The 6,930-nt window shown below is 55.9% G+C and carries 5 protein-coding genes; 4 read left to right on the plus strand and 1 reads right to left on the minus strand.

Translation table 11 applies throughout. The annotated features are described in order from the left end of the window. The first annotated feature begins 255 nt into the window (after positions 1–255). The 4 genes from AC5Q5A_RS19625 (at position 256) to AC5Q5A_RS19640 (ending at position 5,705) form a co-directional block, all read left to right on the plus strand. Positions 256–1,842 carry an arylsulfatase gene (locus tag AC5Q5A_RS19625; protein WP_493896342.1) on the plus strand — a complete coding sequence of 529 codons (1,587 nt, stop codon included), beginning with the start codon at positions 256–258 and terminating at the stop codon, positions 1,840–1,842. Positions 1,843–1,921: 79 nt separating this feature from the next. Next, positions 1,922–2,854, plus strand: a complete 933-nt coding sequence (locus AC5Q5A_RS19630) for a formylglycine-generating enzyme family protein (protein WP_493896343.1) — start codon at positions 1,922–1,924, stop codon at positions 2,852–2,854. A gap of 106 nt (positions 2,855–2,960) precedes the next feature. Next, positions 2,961–3,794: a transporter gene (locus AC5Q5A_RS19635; protein WP_493896344.1), complete on the plus strand. Its 834-nt coding sequence runs from the start codon at positions 2,961–2,963 to the stop codon at positions 3,792–3,794. A 120-nt stretch (positions 3,795–3,914) separates the two neighbouring features. Then, complete coding sequence (locus AC5Q5A_RS19640) at positions 3,915–5,705, plus strand: autotransporter outer membrane beta-barrel domain-containing protein (protein ID WP_493896345.1); 1,791 nt, start codon at positions 3,915–3,917, stop codon at positions 5,703–5,705. Between the two features lie 77 nt (positions 5,706–5,782). Here AC5Q5A_RS19640 and AC5Q5A_RS19645 read toward each other — a convergent pair whose 3' ends face one another. After that, complete coding sequence (locus AC5Q5A_RS19645) at positions 5,783–6,853, minus strand: cytochrome-c peroxidase (protein WP_064781722.1); 1,071 nt, start codon at positions 6,851–6,853, stop codon at positions 5,783–5,785. Between the last annotated feature and the right edge of the window lie 77 nt (positions 6,854–6,930).

The following is a 6,930-nucleotide window of genomic DNA, read 5'->3' on the forward strand; positions in this document are numbered from 1 at the left end:
GAAAAGCGTATTTGTGTGTACGACCTCCCCGTCCTCTGCATCGCAGGCCCCGGTTCCTTATGGCGATGCGCAAGTGTGTCCCATTTCACAAACAAGTTATTCAACCCAAAGTTTTTATGGGGTACTATCAGTACCTCAAAGCAAGCCTCACAGGTTTAAGCGCAACCCGTGTTTCGTGCGATGTGCCTTCATTGGATCCCCCGGAAATTCTCTTGCCGACATTGCTTGCGAAAGCGCGAAGGATAGGAGCAGATAATGAAGACGTTTCTGGTTGCGGCGGTGGCGGCGATTTCCCTGAATTTCATCTGGTCTCCAGCATCTGCGCAGGACGCGGAAAGGCCCAATATCCTTGTGATCTGGGGCGATGACATCGGCTGGCAGAACCTGTCTTCCTATGGGCTGGGCACCATGGGTTACACGACCCCCAATATCGACCGGATCGCCAATGAAGGCATTCGGTTTACCGACCACTATGCACAACCGAGCTGCACGGCCGGGCGTGCGGCCTTTATTACCGGGCAATATCCGATCCGGTCGGGCATGACGACGGTTGGCCAGCCGGGGGCGACACTTGGCCTGCAAAAGGAAAGCCCGACACTGGCGGAGCTTCTGAAAGAAGAGGGCTATCGCACCGGGCAGTTTGGCAAGAACCATCTGGGCGACCGCAACGAACATTTGCCAACGGTCCATGGCTTTGACGAGTTCTTTGGCAATCTTTATCACCTCAACACGCAGGAAGAAGCCGAGCAACGCGATTATCAACGCTTTGCGGAGCAGTTTGCCGGATCGCTTGAGGAATATGACGCCCGCTTTGGTACCCGCGGGGTGTTACACAGCTTTGCCACCGAAGAAGACAACGGCGCGGTCGATCCGCGCTTTGGCCGGGTCGGCAAACAGATCATTCAGGATACCGGTCCACTCACCCAGGAACGGATGAAGGATTTTGACGGGGCAGAAATCATCCCGGCGGCGATCAATTTCATGACGGCTGCCAAGGATGCCAATGAGCCGTTCTTTGTCTGGCTTAATACCAGCCGCATGCACCTTTACACCCGGCTGAATGAGCAGTGGCGTTACGCTGCCGAGGAATATACATCCGAGGCCGATTATCACGGCAGCGGTATGTTGCAGCACGATCACGATATTGGCGGTGTGCTTGATTGGCTTGATGCGCAGGGTTTGGCTGAAAACACTATCGTCTGGTATTCGACCGATAATGGGCCTGAGCATGCATCCTGGCCGCACGGCGCGACCACCCCGTTCCGCGGCGAGAAAATGACCACCTATGAAGGTGGCGTTCGTGTGCCATCCATGATCCGCTGGCCGGGCAAACTTCCCGAAGACAAAATACTGAACGGTATTCAGGGCCATCAGGACATGTTCACATCCCTTGCCGTTGCCGCGGGGATTGATGATCCTGCCGAACGGGTGATGGAAGAAAAAAACCAGTATATCGATGGGGTGAACAACCTGCCTTACTGGCAGGGTGAAACCGACCAGTCGGCACGTGATCACATCTTCTATTATTTCGAAAGCCAGCTGACGGCTGTGCGCGTCGGGCCCTGGAAACTGCACTTCGCGCTTAAGGAAGATTACTACGATAACATGACGCCGCGGAACTTCCCGATGATCTTCAATCTGCGGATGGATCCGTTCGAAAGCTACAGCAGCATTGATTCCTATGGCCATCTTGCACAGAAGGTCTCATGGCTCATGCAGCCGGTCAGTGTGCTGATGACCCAGCATCTTCAGACGCTTGGCGAATATCCGCCTGTGCAGGGCGGGGCCTCGTTTGACATGTCGAACATGGTGCAGGATTTCCTTGCCAAGGGACGCCAATAGGATGAAGGGACTGACGGTCTTTGGGAGATACATTTTTCGGGGCAATCTCCCTATCCTGTCTTGTGCGGTCGCAGGCCTTTTGGGGTTACCCGCTGCCAGTGCGGCAGACCTGCCTGAGTTTGTCGAACTATCGGGTGGCACCTTCCTGATGGGGGAAGACCGCATTTATCGGGAAGAAACCGAAATCCATCAGGTGACGGTTTCGCCCTTTGCGATCAGCCGAACCGAAATTACCAATGCGCAGTTTCGCGAATTTGTCGAAGAAACCGGATATGTGACGTCCGTGGAAAAGCCGCTTGATCCGGCGGACTATCCCGGTGTGCCCGAGGAACTGCTTCAACCCGGATCGATGGTTTTTGCCCAACCCGCAGGTGCTGTGGATATGGGGGATATCGGAAACTGGTGGCGGTATATCGCCGGGGCAAACTGGCAACATCCAACCGGACCCGAAAGCAACATCGATGGCCTGGATGATCATCCGGTAACACAGGTGTCCATCGAAGATGCGCGTGCCTATGCCAAATGGGCTGGTGGCAGGCTTGCGACCGAGGCGGAGTGGGAGTTTGCCGCGCGTGGCGGTCTGTCGCGCAAGGCGTATGTCTGGGGCGACACATATGACCCTGCCCAGGGCTGGAAAGCCAATAGCTGGCAGGGGCAGTTCCCGACAGACGATCTGGCCGATGACGGTTATCACGGAACTGCACCCGTCGGGCAATTTGCGGCAAATGGTTATGGTCTTTACGACATGGCCGGAAATGTTTGGGAACACGTCAATGATTGGTGGGTGCCGGGGCATCCAAACACTGCCCAGACGGACCCAAGTGGCCCGCCTATGAAGCTTGCCGTACGTTTTGCCAGCAGCGCAACCGGCCCGATGACCGTTGTGAAAGGCGGATCATGGTTATGTGCGCCAAATTTCTGCCTGCGCTATCGCCCGGCCGCCCGACAACCTGCCGAGGGGCATATCGGTTCCAACCATATCGGATTTCGCATCGTCAGGGATATCCAATGATCCTCACTTTCGCCTGATGGCGGATTGGTTGTCAGGAAATGCTGTTTGATCTGTGCATCGGTTGTCGCCGCGACATGCGCCCCATCAACTGAGAAAGGAACAGACCATGCTTTTCGTAAGATTTCTAAAATTTTGCGTGCGCCAGCGGGTCTTTGCCGGTGCGGTCGGGGGTGGCGTCATGCTGATGCAGGTCCCGGCGTTCGCGCAAAGTGACAATTCCGATCTTGCCAAACAGTTGGCCAATCCGGTGGCCAATCTGATCAGCGTCCCGTTGCAGGGTAATTATGACAGCGGGTATGGATCGGCTGACGGGGAAAAATACCTGATCAATGTGCAACCGGTCATGCCGATGCGTCTGAATGATGACTGGAACCTGATTTCGCGCACCATTTTGCCGTTGGTGCATCAGAACGATATCAATGGCAATAGTGGCACCGATACCGGCATTGGCGATACGGTTCAAAGCTTCTTCTTCTCGCCGGTTGAGCCCACCGAAAGCGGCCTGATCTGGGGTGTTGGTCCGGCATTGTTACTGCCAACCGCCAGTGAAAGCAGTCTTGGCGTTGATCAATGGGGCGCTGGTCCGACGGCGGTTGGTTTGTTTGCCGATGGTCCGTGGAACTATGGCATGTTGACCAATCATGTCTGGGGCGCGGACGAAGGGTCTGCGGCCTCGGCGACCAACGCCAGTTTTTTCCAACCCTTTATCAATTACACCACGCCGAATGCCTGGACTTTCGCGCTGAATACCGAAAGCACCTATAACTGGACGGCCGAACAATGGTCGGTGCCGGTCAATGGGATTGTTTCCAAGCTGACCAGCATCGGCGATCAGAAAATCAGTGTCGGGGCGGGTGTCCGTTATTGGGTTGATAGTCCGGATGCGGGGCCCGATGGGTGGGGCGCGCGACTGATTTTGACATTCCTGTTTCCGAAATAACCGGTGGATACAAACACAGCTTTGGGACCGCTTTGAACAGCATGAATTCTGTGCGTAATAGTCGGATCAAACCGACAGGTGCTGCGCGTGCAACTTGGATACCATGATGGGGGGGCTGATATGGGACGGTCAGTTGTTGGCCAGTTTGCTGGTCATTGGGCGATTGCGGGTGTTGGGGCGTTATTTGCAACGGCGTCGCTGTCGGAGGCGCGGGCGGCCAATTGTACCGCAGATGGTGGGCTGATTTTTGTGGGGAAAACAGCTGATAATTCCAATTCAGTGTGGCTGTCAGGAACCAGTTCCGGGGCGTTTCGCGTTGATGCGCAAGGGGCAACCAAGGATAGCTGGAACCAGGCACGGCGCGGGTTGCATCTGACCCTGTCGGATGTTGTCTCGACCGGAAATGGTGGGACGCACCATCTTTATGACAATAGTGGCGGTGGCTGTCTTCTGGACAGTCAGAACCAGAAAGGCGGGGTGAACCTGCCGCCCATCGGACGATTATTCCCTGATTTTCTGACACCAGAGGTGCCGGTGGTTGTTGATCCGCCCGTTGCGATCAAGCCGCCGATCGGGATTTTGCCGCCCCAAACAATCACACCGGAAATCCCCATCGCCGTGATCCCGCCAATCGGTATCCTGCCGCCGACCGGCATCACGCCCGAGGTCCCGATTGCCGTCAAACCGCCCATCGGCATTTTGCCACCCGATCTGATTACGCCGGAACTGCCGATTGGTGTAACGCCGCCCATTGGCACCTTGCCGCCAACCGGGATCACGCCGGAACTTCCAATCGGCACAAAACCACCCATCGGGGTGCTGCCCCCGGAACCGGTTACGCCGGAGGTTCCAGTCATCACCCCGCCATCGCCAAACGTGCCGGAAACAGTTGCCAATGCGCAACTTTCAAAGCGCCCTGACGCATATCTTGCGGACAGTACCTGTGCGATCCTTGAAGGGAATGGATACCTGTATCTCGATGAAAGCGGGGCGATTTTTACCGCGCCCTGCACCTTGGTCCGACAGGGTGGGTATGAGGGGATCACGGTGGCATCCTTGCTTGAACAGTCGGACGTGCCATTGACGCCGGGGCGCGATTTTATGCGTGAACCCTTGTGGAACTTCTGGTCGGAAACGCGCGGCTTTTATGCCGAGGATCATCGTCATAATCTTGATACCGAAGGTTACAGCGGTTCGTTCCTGTTCGGGGTTGATCGCGAAATTGCCGAGGATACGGTTGCCGGTATTTCTGCATCATTTGAAACCAGCGGGTCCGATGGATATGACGGCGGGCTGGAAACCGCGGCCTATGGTTTTTCGGTCGGGCCGTATTTTGCCCATCGGCTGTCGCCACAATGGGCGGTGCAGGGATCGCTTGGCTATATGTTGTTGCAAAACGATCTTGAGGTTGTCGTTCTTGAAGGGAATTACTTTTCCCATCAACTTTCCGCCGCGGCCGCAATCAACGGGCAGTATCGCTATGAAGAATGGTTCTTGCGCCCGCGCCTTGGTCTTTCCTATGCCGAAACCTTTGTCGAGGACTATGATCTGAGCGGTACGATCAACACCACACCGGTGACGGTCAATATCGGCTCGGATCATTTTGGTTATGGTTCGGCGGAACTATCGGGCGAGGCCAGCCGGTATGTCGATCTTGGTGATGACCTTTTGGGAATGCCCTATGGCGAGCTTGGGCTGCATATCGCACTCGATCGTCCCAATGACGGCAAGATCCTGTCGGGTGATCTGCGACTTGAAGACACATCGCCTGTGACCGGCACCATCCGCGGCGGGATGCGGTTTTTCTATGAGGACCGGATCGCCTTTGACGTCGGGGCCGGGTATCTGAGTATCGGGCAGAACGGGCTTGATATCTGGGAGGCAAAGGCACGGGTATCCTTTGCCTTTTGACGGTGACAAAAAATGCCCGCCACCCAGTATAGGGTGACGGGCACCGGATCAACTTGATAGTGCACGCGGATGCAATATCAGTTGGCAATCATCGCGGCCGGTTTTGGCGTGTCCGTGCTGCTGACCGGCAGGATCGGATAGGTGACCTGCGGTTCCTGACCTGTCAGGGTTTGAAGGAAGGCGGTGATCGCCTTGACTTCATCCTCGGACAGCTCGGTGCCCAGTTGTGAACTGCTCATGATCGCAACTGCCTGTTCCAGATCCCAGACTTTGCCGGAATGGAAATATGGCGCGGTCAGCGCGATGTTGCGCAGCGGACCGGCCCGGAACACATAGTCATCACTTGCGGTCTGGGTAACGGCAAAGCGGCCCTTGTCATCAGGCGGCAGGACTTCGGAGCCCGGCTTTTCAACAACACCAAATGGATAATAACCGGTACCACCGACATTCACCCCGTTGTGGCAGGATGCACAGCCGGTATCGATGAACAGTTCCAGACCTGTCATCTCGGTTTCGGTCATGATGGTGTCATTGCCTTCAAGGAACTGGTCAAACCGGGAGGCCGGGGTGATCAGGGTTGCTTCGAATGCCTCGATCGCCTTTGCCATATTGTCAAAGGTCACAGGATCATCTTCGCCCGGGAATGCCGTTTTGAAATGGTCGACATATTCCGGGATGGATTTTAGCACAGTGACAACACGTTCCGGCGTGCTGGCCATTTCAACGCCGGCCTGAACCGGGCCTTTGGCCTGTGCCTTAAGGTCTTCGGCGCGACCATCCCAGAACTGGGCTTCGTTGAAGACGGCGTTCAGAACGGTTGGCGCATTGCGCGGGCCTTTCTGCCAGCCATGTCCGATGGAGGTTTCCAGATTGTCATCCCCACCCATGCCAAGGTTGTGGCAGGTGTTGCACGAAATGATCGCACTGGCCGACAGACGCGGTTCAAAGAACAGCATCTTGCCCAGTTCGACTTTTTCACGGGTGACGGCATTGCCTTCGATGGCGGGAACCATCGACGGAATGACTTCAAAATAGTCCAGCGCGCTTTCGCGAAGTTCGGCTGGTTCTGCCGCGATTGCCGCACCGCCAAGGGCACATGCCGCAACGGTGGACAGAAGGGCTTTGGAAAATAGGCGTCGGGATGTCATTTCTCTCTCCCATTTTTGGTGGTTCGGGTACTAGACCAAAAACGGGGTTGTAAAACCGTGACATACATCAACTTGTT

Source organism: Thalassospira sp. CA1 (assembly GCF_059052855.1).